The sequence below is a fragment of the Mahella australiensis 50-1 BON genome (assembly GCF_000213255.1).
Lineage (GTDB): Bacteria > Bacillota > Clostridia > Mahellales > Mahellaceae > Mahella > Mahella australiensis.
Genome location: NC_015520.1, coordinates 641334 through 664308, shown reverse-complemented (window position 1 = coordinate 664308; position 22975 = coordinate 641334). Strand labels below are relative to the sequence as shown.

At 44.6% G+C, this 22975-nt stretch carries 22 protein-coding genes, 1 tRNA gene and 1 other annotated feature; all 23 genes read right to left on the bottom strand.

The genetic code is table 11. The features are described 5' to 3' along the window. The 23 genes from MAHAU_RS03100 to thrS all read right to left on the bottom strand — a co-directional run bounded on the left by MAHAU_RS03100 (position 1) and on the right by thrS (position 22694). Entirely contained in the window at positions 1–3327 is a 3327-nt protein-coding gene (locus MAHAU_RS03100) for a V-type ATP synthase subunit A (RefSeq protein WP_013780266.1), read from the bottom strand. A gap of 4 nt (positions 3328–3331) precedes the next feature. Continuing rightward, entirely contained in the window at positions 3332–3655 is a 324-nt protein-coding gene (locus tag MAHAU_RS03095) for a V-type ATP synthase subunit F (RefSeq protein WP_013780265.1), read from the bottom strand. 1 nt (position 3656) lies between these two features. Next, entirely contained in the window at positions 3657–4646 is a 990-nt protein-coding gene (locus tag MAHAU_RS03090) for a V-type ATP synthase subunit C (RefSeq protein WP_013780264.1), read from the bottom strand. Continuing rightward, positions 4647–5255 carry a V-type ATP synthase subunit E gene (locus tag MAHAU_RS03085; protein ID WP_013780263.1) on the bottom strand — a complete coding sequence of 203 codons (609 nt, stop codon included), beginning with the start codon at positions 5253–5255 and terminating at the stop codon, positions 4647–4649. 5 nt (positions 5256–5260) lie between these two features. Next, positions 5261–5734 carry a V-type ATP synthase subunit K gene (locus tag MAHAU_RS03080; RefSeq protein WP_013780262.1) on the bottom strand — a complete coding sequence of 158 codons (474 nt, stop codon included), beginning with the start codon at positions 5732–5734 and terminating at the stop codon, positions 5261–5263. A gap of 4 nt (positions 5735–5738) precedes the next feature. Beyond that, entirely contained in the window at positions 5739–7721 is a 1983-nt protein-coding gene (locus MAHAU_RS03075) for a V-type ATP synthase subunit I (protein WP_013780261.1), read from the bottom strand. Between the two features lie 2 nt (positions 7722–7723). Then, positions 7724–8038: a hypothetical protein gene (locus tag MAHAU_RS03070; protein ID WP_013780260.1), complete on the bottom strand. Its 315-nt coding sequence runs from the start codon at positions 8036–8038 to the stop codon at positions 7724–7726. A gap of 406 nt (positions 8039–8444) precedes the next feature. Continuing rightward, entirely contained in the window at positions 8445–9170 is a 726-nt protein-coding gene (locus MAHAU_RS14870) for a TVP38/TMEM64 family protein (protein ID WP_013780259.1), read from the bottom strand. 5 nt (positions 9171–9175) lie between these two features. Then, complete coding sequence (locus MAHAU_RS03060) at positions 9176–9853, bottom strand: TVP38/TMEM64 family protein (RefSeq protein WP_013780258.1); 678 nt, start codon at positions 9851–9853, stop codon at positions 9176–9178. 58 nt (positions 9854–9911) lie between these two features. Beyond that, a complete protein-coding gene (locus MAHAU_RS03055) occupies positions 9912–10280 on the bottom strand; it encodes an ArsR/SmtB family transcription factor (RefSeq protein WP_049783330.1) in 369 nt (122 codons plus the stop codon). Then, positions 10261–10653 (bottom strand): hypothetical protein, encoded by a 393-nt coding sequence (locus tag MAHAU_RS03050; protein WP_013780256.1) that lies wholly within the window; start codon positions 10651–10653, stop codon positions 10261–10263. The genes MAHAU_RS03055 and MAHAU_RS03050 overlap by 20 nt, the downstream gene beginning before the upstream one ends. A gap of 2 nt (positions 10654–10655) precedes the next feature. Then, positions 10656–11066: a thioesterase family protein gene (locus tag MAHAU_RS03045; RefSeq protein WP_013780255.1), complete on the bottom strand. Its 411-nt coding sequence runs from the start codon at positions 11064–11066 to the stop codon at positions 10656–10658. A gap of 99 nt (positions 11067–11165) precedes the next feature. Further along, entirely contained in the window at positions 11166–12974 is a 1809-nt protein-coding gene (ftsH, locus tag MAHAU_RS03040; RefSeq protein ID WP_013780254.1) for an ATP-dependent zinc metalloprotease FtsH, read from the bottom strand. A gap of 67 nt (positions 12975–13041) precedes the next feature. Next, entirely contained in the window at positions 13042–13578 is a 537-nt protein-coding gene (hpt, locus tag MAHAU_RS03035) for a hypoxanthine phosphoribosyltransferase (RefSeq protein WP_013780253.1), read from the bottom strand. An 11-nt stretch (positions 13579–13589) separates the two neighbouring features. Next, positions 13590–14951 carry a tRNA lysidine(34) synthetase TilS gene (gene tilS, locus MAHAU_RS03030; RefSeq protein WP_049783328.1) on the bottom strand — a complete coding sequence of 454 codons (1362 nt, stop codon included), beginning with the start codon at positions 14949–14951 and terminating at the stop codon, positions 13590–13592. 103 nt (positions 14952–15054) lie between these two features. Continuing rightward, positions 15055–15930: a protein kinase domain-containing protein gene (locus MAHAU_RS03025; RefSeq protein ID WP_245543950.1), complete on the bottom strand. Its 876-nt coding sequence runs from the start codon at positions 15928–15930 to the stop codon at positions 15055–15057. A gap of 1 nt (position 15931) precedes the next feature. Then, on the bottom strand, positions 15932–16615 hold the full coding sequence (locus MAHAU_RS03020; protein WP_013780250.1) for a vWA domain-containing protein: 684 nt from the start codon (positions 16613–16615) through the stop codon (positions 15932–15934). A 72-nt stretch (positions 16616–16687) separates the two neighbouring features. Next, positions 16688–19087, bottom strand: a complete 2400-nt coding sequence (spoIIE, locus tag MAHAU_RS03015; protein WP_013780249.1) for a stage II sporulation protein E — start codon at positions 19085–19087, stop codon at positions 16688–16690. A 174-nt stretch (positions 19088–19261) separates the two neighbouring features. Next, positions 19262–19336 (bottom strand) — tRNA-Glu (locus MAHAU_RS03010). Positions 19337–19424: 88 nt separating this feature from the next. Further along, on the bottom strand, positions 19425–19784 hold the full coding sequence (gene rplT, locus MAHAU_RS03005) for a 50S ribosomal protein L20 (RefSeq protein ID WP_013780248.1): 360 nt from the start codon (positions 19782–19784) through the stop codon (positions 19425–19427). Positions 19785–19821: 37 nt separating this feature from the next. Further along, the gene (gene rpmI / locus MAHAU_RS03000) at positions 19822–20019 is read right to left on the bottom strand and encodes a 50S ribosomal protein L35 (protein WP_013780247.1); all 198 of its coding nucleotides are present in this window, start codon (positions 20017–20019) and stop codon (positions 19822–19824) included. A gap of 22 nt (positions 20020–20041) precedes the next feature. Further along, on the bottom strand, positions 20042–20545 hold the full coding sequence (gene infC, locus MAHAU_RS02995; protein WP_013780246.1) for a translation initiation factor IF-3: 504 nt from the start codon (positions 20543–20545) through the stop codon (positions 20042–20044). A 235-nt stretch (positions 20546–20780) separates the two neighbouring features. Next, the gene (gene thrS / locus MAHAU_RS02990; protein ID WP_013780245.1) at positions 20781–22694 is read right to left on the bottom strand and encodes a threonine--tRNA ligase; all 1914 of its coding nucleotides are present in this window, start codon (positions 22692–22694) and stop codon (positions 20781–20783) included. Between the two features lie 52 nt (positions 22695–22746). Then, positions 22747–22944 (bottom strand) — a binding site (T-box leader). Positions 22945–22975 lie beyond the last annotated feature (31 nt).

The window sequence follows — 22975 nt, the reverse complement described above, 5'->3', positions numbered from 1 at the left end:
TTACGCCTTACTGCTTTCCAAAAGCTGTGCAAACTGCTCAGCCATTTGTTTCTCTATATCATCGAATTGGTTCATGTTTTCTTCTTTTATATACTTGGCCCGGTCTATGCGTTCTCTAACTGGCAGGTTGGTGATAGCATCCAGTTCCACTCCCTCGTCCAATGCCTGCTGGCCTCGCTTATAATAATCCATTATAATTTTGAGCATGCGGTACTGCTTATTCATCGAGGTATAAGTATCGACCTCATCGAATGCCACCTGATGCAGGAAATCCTCGCGTATTGAGCGTGCCGCTTCCAGTACCCAGCGATCGCGTATTGATATGGCGTCTATACCCACCAAGCGCACTATCTCTTCCAGCGACGACTCCTCCTGCAACAGCCTCATGGCCTGCATTCTCAAATCCATCCAATCCGGCGCCACATTCTCGTTCATCCAATCCCGTATATTATCTATATAAAGCGAATAGCTTAGCAACCAATTTATAGCTGGGAAATGCCTGGCACGCGCAAGCTGGGCATCCAAGCTCCAGAATACCTTGACTATGCGCAACGTCGCCTGGGTCACCGGCTCGGATATGTCGCCGCCGGGCGGCGAAACGGCACCTACCGCCGTAAGCGTTCCCTCTCTCTCCTGGCTGCCCATGCATTTTACATAACCGGTCCTCTCATAGAACTCGGCCAGACGGCTGGACAGGTAAGCAGGGTAGCCTTCTTCACCCGGCATCTCCTCCAGTCGGCCGGACATCTCGCGCAGAGCCTCGGCCCAGCGCGATGTGGAATCGGCCATTAGCGCCACGCTGTACCCCATATCGCGGAAATACTCCGCTATGGTTATGCCGGTATATATGGAAGCCTCACGCGCGGCCACCGGCATATCGGACGTATTTGCTATGAGGACTGTGCGCTTCATGAGAGGCTGGCCACTCCTAGGATCCTTTAGCTCCGGAAACTCCATCAAAACATCGGTCATCTCGTTGCCGCGCTCACCGCAGCCTACATATACAATTATATCGGCATCAGCCCACTTAGCCAGCTGGTGCTGAACCACAGTATTATGCAGTACCAACGCGCCCGTTCCCCCTATGAAATTATGAGTTTCAGGCACTGTAACATCATACACGTCGAACGGACCTTCCATCTCATCGATCGCTACTATCTCATCGCAGAAAAAATCATCGAGGTACAGACAAAGCTGTTCCAGTTCTCCCGTGGGGTCACCGGTTATCTCAACGAATTTCTTAAATTTATCGGCGCTCATCCTCTCGCCGTTGCGCGTATAATTCGTTATCTCTATACCGGCTTTCTTCAACCTTGCATAGGGACGGCCTGCCGCCTCATATACCCTTTCTATCAATTCAGGCCCTACAGGCACTATATCGTGGGCTGTATAAGTCGTCTTCTTGGAATTCACATATTCCATAATAGCGTTGAACTTTAAATGATCGGCAAACCCGCCGGCCGTGAACTCATAAAAAGCACGCAGATTATCGCGCCCGCGTACAAATATACGATGCCTGCGCCCACTGTTGGCCATTGTATGGAATATACCCAGACGCGTCAGAGCATAAGAAACAGCTATCTGCAATCTTGGACTGGCTGTACTGAATTCTATCTCACCTTCCGAAAAGCTGCCGTCGCCCAGATAATATCCGCGCAAAAATGCCGCTAATGCCTTGTCGCTCGAGCGCATTATAACAGGAGGCACTGATTTATGTTTCGAATTACCCGCCATACCCATAGCTTCAAATATACAAACTAAAGTCGTGCTGAACACAGCTACCGACGGCGTTTTTCCGGATTGCAATACGTCCTTGCAGGGTATGCCGAACACCTTCATAATCAGGTCTTTAAATCTTTGGCGCAGCCTCGCTTCGGAATTGGTGAATATGACCGTTCCTTCATCGCGTATATGGCCTTCGGCTATGAAAAGCCCCGCCAGTTCGGCCAATTCAGACGTAACCTTTTGCGGCAGCCTTACTATATGGCCGGCACGAGCGCCGCGCAGGTTATTAAACCGTGGTAGTTCCAACTCGGCAGCGGCGTATATATTGCCCACTGTTTCTACCGATGCCGTGAGCTTACCGTAAATAATGCTCTCGGCCGATGCGCGGCTAAGCCCTACTACAGAATCCAAAGTACCGTTAGCCCGCATATTGCGGAGTATAACCGATATATTGCGCCGCACATCATCATCCATAACGCGTACATTCGGCGATATCTCCAACTCAAACGCGGCATCGCCAGCATCAGCTTTAAGCCGGCGCGGCGCCGCTATAAACTCGCCTGGTTTAAGATCGCCCGCTTGGGTTTCTATTATATGACCGCTATCGTCTATCCTGAAAAGCTTGTGAACGGGTGTGACCTTAACCGAACGGCCACTATGTGTGCGCACGCACAACAATGTATCGCTCTTGCCCTTATACACAATCGGTGCCTGCGCCTCAATCCCCACGCCATTGTCCATGGTCAAAACGGATAGTGGCTGATCCAACTCTACCAATGTTTCACAGCCCTGCATTTGCACCTTCCCACGGCACAAAGCGTTTTCAAAAAGCTCATCCATGGTAGTCAATGTGCCATCGGCCAAAACAATCGGTGTATCACCTGATACGCATTTCCCACTTCCGAAGGGGCCTGGTATGCAAGCTGTACCACCCTTTGCCACAGGAAACAAGGTATCTATGACGCGCTGGCCGGTAATAAGCGGTCTATCTGGCGGAAGTTTGCGCTTATAAGGCCGCCCGCGACGGACAGGCCAGTGCTGCATCATTGTAATCTCTTTTATACCGCCTTTTACAGCTACCCTTGCCACCGTATCCTCTACGGTAAAATCCCCTTCATATATCTCTTCTACAGTGCCCTCTATCCCATAAGGCACCATTATGCGATGCTCTACTATAGGCGTTTCCTGCACCACACCTATTATATCGCCGGCCGTCACATGAGCTCCTTTTTCTATAACCGGCGTAAAATGCCATTTTTTATCCCTGTCCAAAGAAGGAGCTCTTACGCCCCTCGCTATACGGTCGCCCGCCTGCTCGCGTATGGCGTTAAGCGGCCGCTGTATGCCATCGTATATAGCCTCTATGAGGCCCGGCCCCAATTCCACGCTGAGCGGCTGGCCGGTGCTTTCCACCGGTTCTCCCGGCCCCAATCCCGACGTCTCCTCATATACCTGTATATAGGCCATATCGCCGTGAATCTCGACGATCTCTCCTATCAATCCCATACCGCTGACGCGCACCACATCGTACATATTGGCATCGCCCATGCCCTGCGCCACCACTAGCGGTCCGGAAACCTTGACTATGCTGCCTTGACTCAAACCATCACCCTTCTTTCCCAAATAGAATATCGGCGCCTACAGCCTTTTCCACATTTCTCTTAAGGTCCTGCATGCCTATGCCTTTCACCCCTTGATTGCTGGGGATAAGCGTTATAATAGGGAACACCCTGTCCCTGTATTTTGCTATAACATTCTCTATTCCTTCAGCCATATTCTCGGTTACAAACAATACGGCGTAATCCTCTTTGGCCAGAGTATCTATGCATGCCGCAGCTTCATCAAAATTATATACGGCAAACACATCGAGGCCCAGCGATCGAAAACCTACCACCGAATCCCTATCGCCTATCACGCCTACCTTATACAATTCAATACACCTCCCTAATCCTCTGCCTTATGGCATCGGAAGGCATATGGTTTATCTTGCCTACCATTATTATGCGCACTATACGCGTTTCGTTCTCTAGCGCCCACAAATATCCTATGACAGCAGCCGGGTCGAAAGGATCCGACCTGTTGTCGCGTATATAAGAGAGCAATTTGTCATCCATAAGCCTTTCATAAACCGTAAGCCGCCCGGTACGTTCAAACTCGGCAATACCATCAACAAGGCCATCGTAATGCGTAAACCTCAGCCTGTCTATAAGGGCACCCAATGTTTGGTCCATAAGCTCTATAAAGAAGGTCTCATCGAGGTACCCTCCCGGCAAAAGCGCTTTGACCAAAAATCGGCTGTCCTTTCCCATGGCTTTTACTCGTACAAAAGTCCTTATATTTATCATATCGGCCTGCCGCCTGAAAAGCTCCTTTACAAAATCGCTGTGCATATCGTCAGCTATGGCATATACAGCCTCATAATACGCCTTGTCCAGTGTCATATCTATATCCTGAGGGTCGCGGCTTACTTCAAAAGCTGCCTGCGCCTCAATTATAGCATCTCTCAATACACCGGGCATTCCCTTGAAATCATCTTCCTGCATATACGATTTAAGTTTCTCAATGTCCACGGTGCCCAATTTCACCAATATCTCATCATCATACTGCTTGAGATACCTGTCCTTAAGCAAAACTTTTAAATTATGAAAATCATATTTTAATGCCAATATATCGGCCACTGCCGGCGTTGGCGATATGTGCCGTACGAGTTCATACGCTTCTTTAAGCCTGGCATTAAGCATAATCTCATATTCGTCGGCGTTTATCTGCGATGCTATAGAGCCATATGCCGTTTCGGCCAGGACACGCAACACCTCATCCGCGTTAGCGGCTGCTACCATGCGTTCTATACGGTCTTTATCCAAAAGCCTGGTTTCCAATACCCTCGTGCGCCCTACTGCATATGTAAAATCTACAGGCATCTATTCCACCTCGCCGAATAGCGCTCGCGCTATATCCGACTCCAATTCATCACGATCCATGCGCACAAGGGCCTCTACAGAACTGTTGATCTCTATGCCGCCCTTTCTCAATACAAAACCGCCTCGAATATCGCGATGCTCTTCCGATAAAAACATAGAGCCGATTTTGCCGGCAGCCTTCAATTCCTCATTTATCAAGGCTATAAATTCAGGCGTTATACGCCCTCTATCAGCAGCAGATATGATGATCTCTTCGTCGCCGTCTATATCTGACGATAATATCCAACGCTTTATGTATTGGTTGTAATGTTCGGCATCCATGGCCTCGATACGCTGGAGCGCCTGCTCAAAGGCTTTATCTATCATTTCCTGTTTGGCCGCCAGTATGTCTTTGCGCATGCGCAACTGGGCAGCCATATGCATGCGCCGTTTTACTTCAGCAGCATCGGACTCGGCTTCACTCAATATGCTGCTCTCAATATCATGTGCCTTCTTACGGGCTGCATCGACTATATCATCGGCCTCGACGCGAGCATCATTGAGTATTTGTTCAGCCTTATCCCTGGCATCATCCTCTATGCGACGAATTATACTATCTATACCGGCCATTTTTATCAGACCCTTATACCTAGCGTCATCAGTAACGAAACGATAAGTGCCAGTATAGCATAGGTTTCCACTATAGCCGGGAATATTATGGCTTTGCCCAACTGGCCCGGTTGCTTGGCTATGATGCCTATGCTGGCCACAGCGGCCCTTCCCTGGTATATACCAGATATCAAGCCCACTATGCCGATAGGGCAACCCGCAGCCAAATACATAAGCCCCTGTTGTACGCTGAGATCCGGTATATTGGCTCCGAATACGCCTAGCTGAGACATCATTATAACGCCTATTATCAATCCATATATACCCTGCGTACCCGGTAACGCCTGCAGTACCAATGTCTGACCGAACTTATCCGGGTCCTCAGTAACCACGCCTGCTGCAGCCTGCCCAGCCAAGCTGGTCCCCATAGCCGATCCTATGCCAGCCAACAGCGTGGCTACCGCTATACCAGCAAATGCAAAAAATTGTCCTAACTCCATAAGATTAAACAGCCTCCTCATTTTCAATATCTGTATATTTTGTTTCTATATGGAAAGGCCTGAAGGCCTTACCTCCGCTTTCAAAGAACTTGCCAAAAAACTCTATGTATTGAAGTCGGCTGGAATGAACATATGCTCCCAAGCCGTTTATGGCCAGATTAAACAAATGGCCTATTATCAAGATTGGTATGGAAATGATAAGGTTTATACCGCTCATGCCCACCAAACCGGCCAATATATTTATGACCGTTGCTATCATGCCGGATGCCAAGCCCAGTGCAAATAGCCGCGAATACGATAATATATCGCTAAGAAAGCCGGTTATATTGTAAAGGCTGCCCACACCTGAAAAAACCTTCATAAAGATGTTTTTTTGAGATCTGCCCTGAGTAACCAAAAGTATGACCACGCCCGCAACAGCCACATAAAGCCCGATCTGCGCCGCGCCTTCCAGTTGCGGTGCTGGCGTCGACAACAGCATATTCGACAACAGTGGCGCCAACCACACCGACGCCCCTCCCAGTACCATCATCCATGACATCTGATCGAATATGGCATCGGCTACATGACCATCTTTCACACTCATATAGGCTTTTAAGCCTATGCCCACCAATATATGGACTACACCGAATATCAGGCTTACAACCATCATGAGCATGGGTTGCTCCATAGGATTAAACCACAGTGGCTTTATATGAAAGAGATCGCCAAACCAGCTCCCGAACATAGCGCCCCAAAATATCGTGGATATACCGCATAATGCCAGCAACATTATGAGCTTTTGCCCCATGCCTTTGGTGCGCATAAAGTGCATGGCTGCAAAGAAGGCTACAGATATCAATATGCCGTAAGCGGCATCGCCTATCATCATGCCGAAGAAAATGAAATAAAACGGCGCCACAGCCGGCGTAGGATCAATGGAATAGGGTGCCGGCATACTGTACATTTCAGTGAGCATTTCAAACGGTCTTAACAGTTTATTGTTTTTAAACGCTACGGGAAAGGGCTCTCCCTCGACAGGGTCTTCAAAATCCAGCCAATAAGCATCGGTGATGGACGAAACCCTACCTTGCAGCTCATCCATCCTCTCTGCAGGCACCCAGCCTGTCAATATAAACGTTTGTCTGGTAGCAGCAAAGTCAGATAGCACTTCGGCGCGCTGCTTTTGTATCATAAGATAATCATTTGCCAATTTAAGATCCAGCCTATACTTCGTCAATTCCACCGACTGTCTTATAATTTCATTTTCCGAGCGTTCTAGTTTCTCCAGCTCATGCTGCCATTGTTCTATATGCTGCGCAGGTTTCAGTGAGTATTCGGCCAAATCGGCATCATTCCATTCATATTGTCTGAGTATCGGCTCCAAAATCTCTTGATCATCTTTATGGAATACTATGAAAAGATATGCTGTATTACGATCCTGAAAGATATTATGTATATAACAGCCTATGCCATTCTCTTCGACAGCCTTCTTAAAGCTGTCTATCAGCATAACGGGCATGGTCCCCAATACAAGGCGCACGAAACGCGTGTCCTTTACTTCGCTTAAAGGCGTATCCAATGCTACCCATGGGCTCATTTGGCCTATAACATTGTTTATGCGCATGCGTTGACCTTTTATTGAAGTTAATTTTTCATCAAGACCGCGGCACGTTTCATAAACCCTCACGAGCTCGTCTAGCTTTTGTACCGCCATTTTATAATCGTCAGCTTTAACCAGAGGCTTACCGGTAAACATACCCTTTTTATCGGGCACAAAACGTTCCAAAAAATCCAACGTATATTTTATTCTGGATATATCGTTATCCAATTGCTCTAACTTATCCTGAACCTGCTGCATATCTATAATGCTCTGCTGCTCATCCGAAAGCTGCTCTTTTACATCTGTTATCTCTACCAATGACATACGGTGCAGCGTCTGTACGATAGCCTTCTCATCGCTTATCAATCCCGCCAGTGTGAGTTTTTTCATCTTGACGATAGCCATTATTATGTACCCCCGAGCCTATCCAATATCAACTCCACCGCTGCATCCATGCGGCTTAAAGCCTGTTCCTTAAGCTGATCACAGCGCTGCTCATTTGCTCGCAGTTCGGGTTGTATTTCTGCCTCGGCCTCGGCTTTTGCTCTTTCTAGCATCTCAATCGCCTTCCGGTGGCTTTCTTTCTCTGACTCAGCTATCAAGGCATCAGCCTCATGCCGGGCTTGTCTTATTATATCGCGAGCCTGTTCGGCGGCTTTCTGCTCTATAGCCTCAGCCTTAGCCTCGGCTTGTCTTATGTCATCTATGACCTGCAACGCCACTATATCACATCCCGTTTTTCATTATAAATTCCTTACATTATCTTAGTTTATACTATATCAATGCTGCAGTCAACCCTCGGTATGCAAAACTACAATTCGTAATATAGGAAATTCAGCGCGTGCAATGATATAAATCCTACGCCCTCTCATGAAATATTGCTGGCGTACTTACAATTCGTTTCGCTTGAGCAAGCTAACGCCGGCAATTCGCGTCCATGCTTAGTGCCGGCTGGTCGGGCGTCCATGCCCGACCTACGCTTGCTCTACGCTACACTCATTGAGTACGCCTACGCAATATTTCAAGGCGTTCTCCGGCTTTATATCATTTGCATCGCTTTATATCACCCGTTTCAGTTACATATCACAAACCGCAGATGCAAAACTGCAATTCATAAGATGGAAAATTTTATGTTCTATTCTTTAACTTATTAAAAGCATCTTTAAGCAGTATATTCAATATAGGTATTTTATTAAAGCGTATAGCCAATACGATAGGTACTACAGTTACAATTATGTACAACAAAATCGATATGGCCACGCTGTCTACCGTTATATGCCGTGCCATACTGCCCATATATACGTAAGCTGCCGTTCCATGAACCATACTGAGCATTGTGGCTAATGCATAATCCTTGAACTTTATATTAGTTAATCCCGAACCATAACTCACAGCGTCCACGGGCAATATTGGCACCACCCTCAATAAGAAAACGGTACTGAAAGCCTTCTCCTCTCTAACCTGTGCAAAAACATCAGCAGCCTTACCTTTTAGAGCACGCTCTAGCAGTTTATTAATAAAACCGCTGCCAAAATATCTAGCCAGACCAAAGGCTATAAACGTTCCCGTCACGATGCCTATATAAGTATATATCGTACCATATACAAAACCGAATATAAAGCCACCAGCAAAAGAAAATAAGCCGACCGGCAAAAGCGATAACGGCCTCAACGCACATAAAGCCATGAAAACCAACGGACCCCACACGCCAAAGGTTTGCAGCGTGCCACCGAGTTTGTTTGGATCCATGTATTGGCTCACATGATATTTGTTGGCTAAGTATACGCCCGATAAAATCATCCCCGCCAATATGATGATACCTATATTTTCTTTCTTTAGCAGTCTTTCCATCATAGATATTACATGCCTTTCTTGTCGTTATTGCCTGATATCAGATACTTTATCTTATCCTTCCATATCAATGGTATGAGCATAGCCGCTATAAATAATATTATGGCAATTATTATTTTTTCAATACTTAATGCCCTTAAAATGGCTCCCATATATACGTAAACAAAAGTGCCAGGCAGTATACCTATAACCGTACCCAATATAAAATCCCAAACGCTTATTTTCGATAAGCCTGCTCCATAACTTATAGCATCAACAGGCAAGATAGGTGTTATGCGAAGCAACATAATTATGATAAAACCATGGTCGCTGCTTATTCGATCAAAGTTATTCAGTTTATCACCAAAATGGCGCACGATAAAATCACGGCCAAAATATTTAGCTATATAAAAAGCCAATATAGAACCTATAACCACGCCTACAGACGTATATATGGTGCCGTAAACGGTACCGAACATGACGCCAGCTACTACCGAAAACAAGCCCACAGGCAGCAATAAAAGCGGCCTTAATACATTTATACCTATAAACACCAGCGGCCCCCACGGTCCGGCTGCTCGGACTATCCGCTCCATATTTTCTTCACTCAAATAGCTTAACAAAGAATATTTATAAATTATAAACGCTGCCAGCGCTACGACAGCTATTAAAACGTATAATTTTATATCTTTCCATATAGCGCGCATAAAGCACCCCCTTTGCTCTATTTGTTACTTTTGTAACAACGCATTTGAACCATATCCTTTATTGATGTTCCACATGCTCCAGACCCTGACTAAACAACTGCAATATATGTTCGTCGTCCAATGAATAGAATACCGATTTCCCGTCTTTGCGAAATTTAACAAGGCGCAAATCTCGCAGAACTCGTAGCTGATGCGAAATAGCCGACTGCGTCATATTAAGCGCATCGGCTATATCGCAAACGCAAAGCTCGGCGTTTGCCAAAAGATAGAGTATCTTGACGCGCGTAACATCACCTAACGCCTTGAATATTTCGGCCAGCCCGATTGCCTCTTTATCCGAAAGCATATTGGCTTTTACCGGATCTACTATATCATGATGCACACATACTTCTTCACAATCGCCCGTATTATCTATCAACCGTACCATCCTCCTTATTCGGGGGCAAGCCATCTGCCGCCAACGCTTTTTCTATTTCGGCGCATATACGCTTTAATCCAAATGGCTGCAGTTTTATTTGAGGCAGCGCCTTTAATATTTGATCATACGTCCCCATTATAAGCACGTCGGTCTTATCCACCGAAAGGTCGAGCGCACCATGAGAAACAGCTGCATCTCCTCCTATCGCTAGCATTTCCTGTTTTATTATATTAGCTGCCATAGGGGGAACATCGCTTAACCTTATAAGCAAATGAATCATTTTTTTGGCCATAATATCAATGGCTAATGGGCTTTTAACGCCTACGCTCTTTAATAATTCTTTTGCTTGAGCCAAATCAATCGACTTTGTCAATGAAACCATATTTATCGCTCTCTCTTAAACTTAGAATTCGCTTTGTTAATAAAACGCTCTATATTTACTATATACCTTTGATGAACGCCCTGGCCTATCATCTCATTCTCGTCAAAAGCACGTACCTTAAACGTTAAAGCACGCCCATTTATCTCTATCAACTCGGCATCAGCTCTAACCTTCATACCCACAGGTGTAGCAGCAATATGTTCTACCTCTATGCGTGTGCCTACTGTGGCGTATCCTTTCGGAAGATGAAGATCCACAGCCGATAGAGCAGCTTTTTCCATAAGAGCTATCATGCTTGGCGTTGCGAAAACGCTTATAGCCCCGCTACCAAAAGTTATAGCGGTGTCCTTTTCCGCAACGATGGTCTCCACTGCAGCGCAAAGCCCAATCTGAATGTGAAATTCTTGATCCAATTTAGCATAAGTCCTCCATTTGTATATTAACTTCATATATTATAACATAAAAGGCAAAAAAAATAGAGGGCTATTTCACCCTCTATTACGTATACGACATTACGCACTGGCAAAAACCTCGTTGAACTCCTGCTCTCCGAGTTTTTCTTTTTCCATCAAGGCCTGCGCTACCTTATGCAATTTATTGATATTATTGCGCAACAGGTTTTCGGCCTTTTTATAGGATTCCTCAACTATATGCTTTATCTCCCCATCGACGAGCGCCGCTACCTTTTCGCTGTAATTGCGATAGCTTCCCAAATCTCTTCCCAAGAACACTTCTTCTTCCTTGGTACCCAGCGTTATTGGGCCTATAACATCGCTCATGCCATACTCGGTTATCATCTTTCGGGCCATACTCGTAGCTTTTTCTATATCATTGGACGCTCCCGTACTTACATCATTCATGATTAGGCTCTCGGCAGCGCGTCCACCCAATAACTCAGTTATTCTATCCAACAGCTTTTCTCTGGACACATAGTACTGATCCTCCTCGGGAAGCGTCATAGTATAGCCTCCGGCCATACCACGCGGTATTATAGAAACCTCGTGTACCGGATCGGCATTAGGTAACAGTTTGGCTACTACAGCATGACCTGCTTCATGGTAGGCCACGAGCTTTTTATCCTTCTCGCTGACTATGCGGCTGCGCTTTTCCGGCCCTGCTATAACACGCGTTATAGCCTCTTCCAATTCCTGCATTGTTATAATTTTTTTACCGTTTCTGGCAGCTAATATAGCAGCCTCGTTGAGCATATTCTCTATATCTGCTCCCGTAAAGCCTGGCGTACGCTTCGCCAATACTTTCAAATCCACATCAGGCGCCAGCGGTTTGCCTTTTGAGTGAACTTTCATGATCTCCTCGCGGCCTTTTACATCGGGTGCACCTACTACTACATGACGGTCAAAACGGCCCGGACGCAAAAGGGCTGGATCCAATATATCGGGGCGATTTGTAGCCGCCATCACTATTATACCCTCATTATCGCTGAAACCGTCCATTTCGACGAGCAACTGATTTAACGTCTGTTCCCTTTCATCATGGCCACCACCCAGGCCCGCACCCCTATGGCGCCCGACGGCATCTATCTCATCTATAAATACTATGCATGGCGAGTTTTTTTTGGCTTGGTCGAATAAATCGCGCACCCTCGCAGCACCTACGCCGACGAACATCTCGACAAAATCCGAACCGCTGATGCTGAAGAACGGTACGCCGGCTTCACCTGCTACCGCCTTCGCCAATAAAGTTTTGCCCGTTCCCGGTGGGCCTATGAGCAACACACCCTTAGGTATCCTGGCGCCCAATTCGAGAAACTTTCTCGGGCTTTTCAGGAACTCAACCACTTCTTTTAATTCCTGCTTTTCTTCATCTGCACCTGCAACATCGTTGAAGGTCACGCGTTTCCTATCATCGGTATGCATCTTGGCCCTGCTTTTGCCGAAAGACATAACCCTATTGCCACCGCCTTGAGCCTGCTGCGCAAATACGAACCAGAATACCAGCATAATGCCTATGAGTATGATAAAAGGCAATAAGCTAAGCCATATAGATGGCTGCGGCTCAGGAGCGGTAGTAAGATTTATAAGCCCCTGCTGCGCCTTTGAATCCACAAAATCGCCGAACGCTGTCATAAGCATCGGCGGCACATAAGCCTTAAATTGTCTGCCAGTCGTAGCATAACGACCGGTTACTTCATTGCCCGTAATGTTAATGCTGGTGATCTTACCGTTATTTATATCAGTCACTAATGTGGAATATTCTATTTCCAACGGGGCCTCAGTCGGTGTACCCCATAATTGCGCCATTATAATTATAATAGCTAATATTAATATATAAATACCAGGTCCTCTTAAAAAACGTTGCAATATAAAAACCTCCTTCCCGGCTTTACCTTTTTGTATCTTAATATTTTAACATCAATGCCGGTCAAAATCAATACCCCTGCTCCAATCGCAACACGCTTATATTCGGTAAATTCCGATAGCGCTCATTGTAATCCAAGCCATACCCTACCACAAACTCATCGGGTATGGCAAATCCAACATAATCGACATCCACATCCGTGAGCCGTCTCTCCGGTTTATCAAGCAAGCAGCATATTTTCACACTGTTAGGATTACGGGTGATTATATTATCCACAAGATAATGGAGTGTCAGCCCTGTATCTATTATATCCTCTACTATGAGAATATCTTTACCGTCCACAGGCTCGTCCAAATCTTTTAATATTCTCACTATACCCGACGATTTAGTTGAACTTCCATAACTCGATACTGCTATGAAATCAGTGGTTAAAGGAAGGTCTATAGCCCTTATAAGATCGCTGAAGAACACTATAGCCCCTTTTAATACTCCTATCATTAAGAGATCCTTATTCTTGTAGTCCTCAGTTATATCTCGTCCCAATTCTCTAATGCGCTTTTTAATCTGTTCTTCATCCAGCAAAACGCGCTCTAATATTTCCTCCATGCATACCTCCGCTATTCGTTATAACCTGTAGTTTTATATGTCAGCCTCAAAACTCTCCGGGTAGACTCATTAACCTTACATGTATCGCTTAATCTGTGGCCTATGACCCACAATATCTCATGATCCGATGCTATAAGAGGGATGCTGTCCCTGTATATCCTCGGTATCTTTTCATCGATAAAGTATTCTTTGAGTTTCTTATGACCATTGCTGCCTATAGGCATAAAGCGATCACCCGGCCTTCTATTACGTATATATATGGGAAAATGCACCTTATCCGCATCCATATATGCAACAGATACATTAGAATTGTAATCTGTAATATCGCTTTTGTCAATAATACAACTTGATAGAACGGCTTGACCATTTTTTACATAAGTATCGCCGGGAACCGATATAGTATAGCAAAAAGGCTCCGACATGATCCGAACAGCGCATTGCAGATATATATACACCTTATCATTTCCGTGTTCGGCCATGATATCAGCAGGCAAGGTCAGTTTCTGACCGACACAGCCTTGCTCGATATATGCCATGAGCTGCTCTATATGCAGGTATTCTATGCTGTCTGCATCACCTTTAAGTTTGGATATAATATATCTTAACAGTCGACGCTGCAAAGCTTTATGAAGGGTTTTAAAATCAGGTATATGCAATACTGCTATATCATCATCTATATGAACCGACCTTTTAAAGGCCTCCTCGACGCACATACTTAAAAATTCATTGTCATCGCTTAAGATATGAGACATGCGCACCAAAGAGTCTACTATATTGGGGTTGAAATTTTGACTCAAAAACGGTATGAGCTTCAGTCGTATACGATTACGCATATAGCTCGGATCATTATTTGTATAATCGCGGCGGGGATTCATGCCCGCAGCGGCGCAATATGCCTCTATATCGGTCCGGGATACATCCAGAAGAGGACGTATTATATCGCCGCGCACCGGCCTTATGCCTACCAAACCATCCAGGCCACTGCCCCTCAATATATGCAAAAGTATGGTCTCGGCATTGTCATCTTTATTGTGTGCAACCGCTATACTGTTGCAACCTCTATACCTACATATTTGTCTGAAAAAGTCATATCTTATGATACGACCTGCCTGTTCTTGCGATAAACCATGCTCTTTTGCATACGACGGTACATCGCAATGCTTTACATATACTGACAAGCCCATGCGCTGTGCCATCGAGACGACATATTGAGCATCTTCGACCGATTGCTGAGCCCTCATGCCATGCTCCACATGTGCCACTATAAGCTCTGCATCTAGTTTACCGCGCAGGCTCATCAATACATGCAGCAATGCCGACGAATCCGGACCTCCTGATACGCCCACCACTATTTTTTGGCCTGGCTGTATCATTTTATACTTCCTTATATATAACATCACCCTATTTTGAACCGACGATAAAATATCATTACCCTGCAATATATAAAAATCCTTACCTGTTATATTAAATGATATTTTAAATCAATATCAGCCAATTTGCAATAGACAAAAAAGCAAATAATGCGGCTGCTGCCAGTGTAATATTTATTATTTTATCCATTCGATCATTTTCGGATGATCGATCATACATATCGAGCGCATTCATTGCATTATAAAATTGTTGCAATGTATCGTACCTACCCTTTAAGCCGGCAATTAGGATATTTTTTACTCCAATCGGACATTTGGTATGTTTCATATCCCCTGTAACCTCATCTATGGATACACTTACAGGGCTGTACGATTTACCCATTATTAGCACCGTCATGATCATCGATATGGCAAATACCATATATCTTTGATCGGCCAGGCGCCGGCCGACACCCCAACTCGCTATATCATAAGTAGGAGTGAATTCTTTTACAGGGGCACCGGCTTCGGTAAGACTGCTCCAATCTATCACTATAATCCTTCGGTTAGCTATATCCACCATCACATTTTCCGGCTTTACATCGGTCAGGCAGTATCCTTTCCCCCACACCTTGCTCATCAAAAAAGCTAGTATACAACCCAAACGCACGGCTCCAGCATATGAGCATTTGCCTGCTCCTATATAATAGCTTAGGTCATATCCTTCTATATATTCGAGCACAAGAAATGTGTAGCCATGCCACTCATCCAGCTCTATGGCCTCAGGCACCATAGATAAGCATGCCATATCGGTCAGCGAATGGTATTCGTATATCAAATCCTCTCCCACACACGAGATTTTCAAAGCTACTTTTTTGCCGTCATCTACGCGCTGCGCCAAAAAGACACTGCCCGTACCTCCCCGCCCCAACAGCTTGCTTACCTTATAACATCGATTGTGCCAGCGTCCACATATATCAGAACCTAAATGTATATCTTCCATTTTAAACAAAAAACGGCTGCTCATCGTTCAATATATACGATATAGCTGCATTGATGGCATGAGCGGTAGGCGTATTTCCTCGGTGCTTCAATTCATTTAAGTGCCCTTTTAGCAATTCCATATCATCCGTAAAAGGACAAATCATCTGATAATGGCTGCCACTTTGCCCTGGAAATGCGATAACCGCCAGATTACCACCGGCCCTTCTCACCTTAAACGAAGCCAGTAAATCGAGTATAGCAGCACGAGCTGTTTTGAGCTTTACTGCCATACTATTGCTGCAGTCCACCAGTATAACGCATCTTAACGGCGTTTCATCGGCCAGAGTATCAGCATATCGCACCAGTGGCAGTCTCATAGCCGGCTCTATATCCAACATATCCGACCCCACTATTTTTTTGACTTGAGCGTTCACGATATTCTCCAGCGTATTATGCATTGATCTGTACGTTACAGTACACATAGTAGCCGACAGCATGCCAAGCGGTACCATCTGCCACGTGCCATTCCCCGCTAAAGCTATCGCTTTTATCTCATCGCTCGATAACACATCGTTATCACCATCTATAATACCTACAGCATTTACGGTTATACCGTTTTGAGCGGCATAGGCCGCCGCTCTGGCCGGGTCCCCTCCGACATTGGATCGTCCATCGGTAATAAGCAGAATTTGCTTCATTTCCATATCTTTCACCTCCAATAGCATATATAGTATTTTTTACCATAGATGCTATATCTATTCAACCGAGATGAAAGATTATTTGCTTTCCCATAAGCGTGAAACCAGTACTGTCATATCATCCTCAGGAAAGTCCAGTTCCGCCTCTTCCAACACGTTATACAATATGCGCTCCGCCATTTCTTGAGGATTAGGTGTCATAATATTTTCTATAAGGTCGGCCAGCCATCTCTCCTTGTCCTCTATTTTTTTATTTGCATCCAATACGCCATCGGTAATCATTATTATAAAATCGCCGCTTCTGAATTTGCGTTTTATACTGTCAAATTCCACATCAGCCACTATACCGATAGGTAGTGATGTAGAACAAACTATCTCTACTTTATCGTTGCTTTTTATAAACGATGGACATGCCCCTATCTTTATAAACTCCGCCACTCCCTCTATCATATCCAGCAAACATATGTCCATGGTCGCGAACATCTCACCGGGATCGCGCAGCATTAATACAGAATTTATGGTTTTTATAATAAGATTTTTGTCAAAGCCGACCTCCAGCATCTGTTCCAGCAAGGTTATGGCAGTTAGGCTTTCAGCAGCCGCCTTTTGTCCTGTTCCCATACCATCGCTTACAGCCATAATATATTTGCCGTTTTTGAAAGGCATAAAGGTGTAATTATCCCCGCATACCACTGCCCCATGCCTTACTCTGTGAGCCACTCCGGTGACAATATTAAAACGCTCAGCTTCCACCAGACGTATTACGCATTCAGTCCGGTCACTGCCGGTATAAGCACTGCTTCTCACCATGAAATCTTTATTCAGCGTTGCGGATACAATGCCGCTTACACGGTGGGCACACGAAAGATTATCATCGCACTGTCTGCACACCAACTCTATCTCCAGTTTGCCGTCGCTGTTTTGCGTAACCACCGCGTTGCTCACCCTTATACCTTTTTGATCCAATGCCACCATGATTGCATCCTCTACAGCGCTGTCGAAGCTCATATAAATATCTATATCAGACGCCAGCTCGGCTATAACTTCGGACATGCCAGCCAGTTGATCCGACACCAGCTTCCGACTTTCCTCCATAACCTGCTGGCATTTATAATCAAAGCCGCTGCTGGCATACGTTTGTTCCATCGCCCGTTTTATTTCGCTTACATGGGGGCATTTTCTGCGTAAATCCATTAATATGCTGCCTTTTTTTGTTTTGCCTTTGTCTTCAACTATTTTCATCAATGTCAGCATATTTTGATATGTATTATATGGCTCTTGTTCCCAGCATTGTTTATAGGAAGAGCAGTACCGACATATTTTGCTGGTCGTTATATTTAGTATATTTGATACATTTTGCTGGCGCAAGTCGTCGATATCCTGTTTATTTGTATCAAAAGTACGAGCCAATTCATCGAACATTTTAGCAAACCCCATCAGCCGCCTGTTTAAAAACTCCTTTATCTTACTTATATAATCCTTTTGAGCCTCCAGCCTGTAGAAACCTGTATATTCCTTCAAGAACTCTATAACCTTACGCGGAAGTGCTATCAATATAATACCAGCTATTATGATATCTTCAAACGGCATTATAACAGCCGAAGATCCGTTCATATAATAGGTCAATATGGCATTGCCTATTATAAAACCAGCTATAGAACCCCACCGACCCAGATGGTTGAATACGCCGGCCAGCATACCGCAAAATCCGAGATCGGCTATGGCATAGCTCGGTATAGAACCCGAAAGCGACATTATAATGCCGACGGTAATACCCAGCGAAGATCCGACGCCTGTACCCCATATATACCCCAAAGTCATGACCGTGAACAAGCTTATCACATTTTTCAGCGATATATCCCATAATCTTATATCGAAAAAACCTTCTACTACCAATGCTATAACAATTCCTAGAGTTATTATCTCTTCAGATGAGAGTATACGGCGGCGAGCAGGCATAAAGAGCACGTTCTGCACGTTTTTGAATATTAAGATAAATATGAAGGTTATAAGGGCATCGCTCAGTGCAAGAAACATATTGTATAATGTGATGCCCTTAAAGACATTGAATACAATATGCGATACAAACACGCATATCAAGGCCGATACAGCGGCACGCCATGTGATCGAATGCTCGTCCAGCCTTGAACGCTCATTTTCCACATAAAGATGGAATGCCGTATACAGCAGAACTATGGTCAATATGTACTTAAAAGAATCTACGTCAAAGTGAGCCGTCAGTATTCCCGCGGCAGCAGCTATCCCAAATATAACATCGCGCCTGTAAAATGCAAATACTACAGCCAAAAAGGCTATGCTAAAAGGCATTAAATATTCTATGATGGATACCCTGCCTATAAAGAACGTCGCAAATAATATAATGGTTTCATGCCATGATATATTAAAAGTCGCTTTCCTTATATCATGGCTTTTATACAAATTGCGCTTATATAAAGCTGCTTGTCCTTTGCCTATCATAAATACCACCATCCATATACCTATTCTCAAGACAAAGGATATTATAACAGATCATAGGCTGTATTGTTTGTCATTACTTGGCGTTGAATAATAGAAGTTTTTATCATAATATGCGTTAATCGAATATGAAAGGACAAAAAAATAGCGGTCAAAGACCGCTTTATCAATATCTTATGGTGACCCCGACGGGACTCGAACCCATGTTACCACCGTGAAAGGGTGATGTCCTAACCGCTAGACCACGGGGCCATTATTGTCGGCATTCTTCATAACCGAGCCGACAATGGATATTATACAATATAGGCGACAAAAACGCAAGGTTTAAATCAAAAAATTTTTATGCACCCATTTGCTGTTTGGCCACTTCTACTAATTGGGTAAACGCCTTGCTGTCGCTTACGGCCATTTCAGCCAGCATTTTTCTGTTTATCTCTATTCCGGCTTTCTTAAGACCGTTTATAAATTTACTATATGATAAGCCGTTCATGCGAGATGCGGCATTTATACGCGCTATCCAGAGCCTGCGGAAATCACGCTTGCGCAGTTTACGACCGACATAAGCGTATGCCAACGCTTTCATAACAGCTTCATTAGCTGCTTTGTACTGCTTACTTTTTCCGCCCCAATAACCTTTAGCTAATTTTAATACTTTTTTATGCCTTCTATGGGTGGTTACACCCGATTTTACTCTAGCCATTTATAACGTATCCTCCTTTCACTGATTAAAATTCGTTTTACTTATATGGCAAAAGCTCTTTTATATTCTTCTGATCAGCATCGCTCATATAGGCTATTTTGCGTAGATTCCTTTTACGCTTGGTAGTCTTTTTTGTCAGTATATGGCTTCTATAAGCCTTACCTCTTTTGATCTTACCGCTGGCCGTAACGCGAAAGCGTTTAGCAGCACCTCTGTGCGTTTTCATTTTAGGCATATATAAATCCTCCTTTCAAAAATCACTTCACATCAGCTTTTGGCGTCAGTATCATCAGCATATTCCTTCCATCCATCTGCGGGGCTTTTTCTATTGTACCCACTTCGGCTACCTTCTCAGCAAAATTTTTCAATATTTCAGCGGCTATATCCGGATGAGTTATCTGCCTGCCTCTGAACCTCACTGTCACCTTCACCTTATCGCCGTTTTTAAGGAACTTTATAGCATTCTTTATTTTCACATCTATATCGTGTTCCTCTATAGTAGTGGAAAGCCTGATTTCCTTGATGTCTATTATCCTTTGATTCTTCTTAGCTTCCTTTTCTTGTTTGATGGCTTCATACTTATACTTACCATAGTCCATTATCCTGCATACAGGTGGAGTTGCCTGAGGAGCCACATTTACGAGATCCAACTGCTTTCTCTGCGCTAATTCCAGCGCCTGACGAAGCGGCATAATACCCAACTGCTTACCGTCCACATCGACTACGCGGACCTCTTTTTCCCGTATCTCCTCATTTACCATCAAATCTTTAAAAATAACGCTTCACCTCCGAAAATTTAGGAGCTTCCTCTACTTACCCGATACATCTATCCCGGCGCTATATGGTTATTCAATAATAAGCAAAAATAAAAGCGGGTATATACTACCCACTTTATATAATGCTTACATTCTATCAATAACCTTTTAGCGCCAGCCGAAAGGTGAGAAGTGGATAGCTTCTTCTTTACGTCAATTATCTTATCATATAAACCATAAATCAGTCAATGGCTTTTTTCGATTTTATTTCAGTTTTTATGAGGTTTTCGAAATCATCCACGCTCATGCTCCCCATATCACCTTTGGAGCGAGAGCGCACCGACACCGCGACGTTTTCCACTTCTTTATCCCCGATAACCAGCATATACGGCACTTTCTCTATCTGAGCCGCTCTTATCTTATAGCCTATCTTCTCATTGCGGTTGTCGAGCTCAGTGCGTATATCCAGTTCTTCCAAGTGCATTTGTAAACTGCGTGCATATTCGAGCGAACGATCAGTTATGGGTAAAATCTTTACTTGAACGGGTGCCAGCCAGGTTGGCAAAGCGCCAGCATAATGTTCAGTTAATATAGCGATAAACCGTTCTATGCTACCAAATATAACGCGGTGCAGCATGACCGGACGGTGCTTTTCGCTATCCTCACCTATATACGTTAAGTCAAAGCGCTCGGGCATCTGGAAATCAAGCTGTATAGTGCCGCATTGCCATGTTCTCCCAATACTATCTTCTAGGTGAAAATCTATCTTAGGCCCATAAAACGCACCATCACCTTCATTCACCTTATAATCCAAGCCTTTCTTTCCCAGCGCTACTTTAAGCGCTTCAGTGGCCATCTCCCATTGTTCGTCGGTGCCCATGGAGTCCTCGGGACGCGTAGACAACTCCACATGATACTTAAAACCAAACAGACTATAAAAGTAATCTATCAAATCTATAACGCCTATTATCTCATCGGTTACCTGCGACGGCAACATGAATATATGAGCGTCGTCCTGGGTAAAACAGCGCACACGCATAAGCCCATGTAGTACGCCAGATTTTTCGTGACGATGCACAAGACCTAATTCGCACAAGCGTATGGGAAGCTCTTTATAGCTGTGCATGGTCCGCTTATACATTATCATGCTACCCGGACAATTCATGGGCTTTATAGCATAATCTTGGTCGTCTATTTTAGTAAAATACATATTATCTTTATAATGGTCCCAATGGCCGGACTGTATCCACAGCTCTTTATTCAATATTATAGGCGTTTTTATCTCCTCATAGCCGTGTTTCCTATGCTCTTTGCGCCAGAAATCTTCTAACACATTGCGTATGATCATACCTTTTGGATGGAAAAACGGAAAGCCCGGCCCTTCCTCATGAAGGCTGAAAAGATCCAGTTCCTGCCCCAATTTTCTATGGTCGCGTTGCTTAGCTTCTTCTATGCGAGTGAGGTATTCATCCAACATGCTTTTTTTGGGAAATGAGATACCATATATGCGCTGCAACATCTTATTGTGCTCATCTCCTCGCCAATAGGCCCCAGCAACGCTGAGCAGCTTCACCGCCTTGATCTTACCGGTAGACGGTATATGGGGACCGGCGCAAAGATCCACAAATTCCCCTTGCTTATAGAATGATATTACGGCGTTCTCGGGCAGCGCCTCTATAAGTTCTACCTTGTATGGCTGGTTTCTTTCCTGCATAAATTTTACAGCTTCGTCCCGTGGTAATTCAAAACGCTCCAACGATAAATCCTCTTTTATTATCTTTCGCATTTCTTCTTCTATACTGATTAAATCCTCAGGCGTAAAAGGTTTATCGATATCGAAATCATAATAAAAGCCGTTGTCTATGGCCGGCCCTATAGCCAGCTTTGCCTCAGGGAAAAGCCTCAATACAGCCTGCGCCATTATATGGGATGTAGTATGCCAATAGGCTTTTTTACCGTCTTCATCATCAAAGGTCAACAATGCCAAGTCGGCATCTTCGTAAATTGGCATGCTCAAATCCATTACCTGCCCGTTCACAAGTGCGGCCAATGCTTCTCTCGCCAGTCCTGCGCTTATGTCGGCTGCTATTTGAGCCGGTGTAATACCTTCACTATATTCTTTAATCGATCCATCTTTTAGCTTTATCTTTATCAAACAAATTCCTCCCTACATGTAAAAACTCTATCAAAAAAGCCCTCATCCCTCAAGCAGGGACGAGAGCTTATTCCCGTGGTTCCACCCTTATGGATACATATGTATCCTCTCATTATACCCTAACGCTGGCCAGCGGCTTATGCAACTCCGAAGGCGGTCTTCCATCCTTCACGCTCAAGGGTGCTCCCAGCCAAGGCATCCTCTCTCTGCGAGCTGAGTTTGATGTACTCTTCTTCTTCATCGTATTTATATATTGTATTTGTTATATGATACAGCATTAC

Excerpts from the sequence above, each read along its gene's own strand:
- MAHAU_RS03090 (WP_013780264.1), bottom strand. The coding sequence starts at position 4,646 with ATGCCTGTAGATTTTACATATGCAGTAGGGCGCACGAGGGTATTGGAA.
- MAHAU_RS03085 (WP_013780263.1), bottom strand. The coding sequence starts at position 5,255 with ATGGCCGGTATAGATAGTATAATTCGTCGCATAGAGGATGATGCCAGG.
- MAHAU_RS03080 (WP_013780262.1), bottom strand. The coding sequence starts at position 5,734 with ATGGAGTTAGGACAATTTTTTGCATTTGCTGGTATAGCGGTAGCCACG.
- MAHAU_RS03075 (WP_013780261.1), bottom strand. The coding sequence starts at position 7,721 with ATGGCTATCGTCAAGATGAAAAAACTCACACTGGCGGGATTGATAAGC.
- MAHAU_RS14870 (WP_013780259.1), bottom strand. The coding sequence starts at position 9,170 with ATGATGGAAAGACTGCTAAAGAAAGAAAATATAGGTATCATCATATTG.
- MAHAU_RS03060 (WP_013780258.1), bottom strand. The coding sequence starts at position 9,853 with ATGCGCGCTATATGGAAAGATATAAAATTATACGTTTTAATAGCTGTC.
- MAHAU_RS03055 (WP_049783330.1), bottom strand. The coding sequence starts at position 10,280 with ATGGTACGGTTGATAGATAATACGGGCGATTGTGAAGAAGTATGTGTG.
- MAHAU_RS03050 (WP_013780256.1), bottom strand. The coding sequence starts at position 10,653 with ATGGTTTCATTGACAAAGTCGATTGATTTGGCTCAAGCAAAAGAATTA.
- hpt (WP_013780253.1), bottom strand. The coding sequence starts at position 13,578 with ATGGAGGAAATATTAGAGCGCGTTTTGCTGGATGAAGAACAGATTAAA.
- tilS (WP_049783328.1), bottom strand. The coding sequence starts at position 14,951 with ATGATACAGCCAGGCCAAAAAATAGTGGTGGGCGTATCAGGAGGTCCG.
- MAHAU_RS03025 (WP_245543950.1), bottom strand. The coding sequence starts at position 15,930 with ATGGAAGATATACATTTAGGTTCTGATATATGTGGACGCTGGCACAAT.
- MAHAU_RS03020 (WP_013780250.1), bottom strand. The coding sequence starts at position 16,615 with ATGGAAATGAAGCAAATTCTGCTTATTACCGATGGACGATCCAATGTC.
- spoIIE (WP_013780249.1), bottom strand. The coding sequence starts at position 19,087 with ATGATAGGCAAAGGACAAGCAGCTTTATATAAGCGCAATTTGTATAAA.
- rplT (WP_013780248.1), bottom strand. The coding sequence starts at position 19,784 with ATGGCTAGAGTAAAATCGGGTGTAACCACCCATAGAAGGCATAAAAAA.
- rpmI (WP_013780247.1), bottom strand. The coding sequence starts at position 20,019 with ATGCCTAAAATGAAAACGCACAGAGGTGCTGCTAAACGCTTTCGCGTT.
- infC (WP_013780246.1), bottom strand. The coding sequence starts at position 20,545 with ATGGTAAATGAGGAGATACGGGAAAAAGAGGTCCGCGTAGTCGATGTG.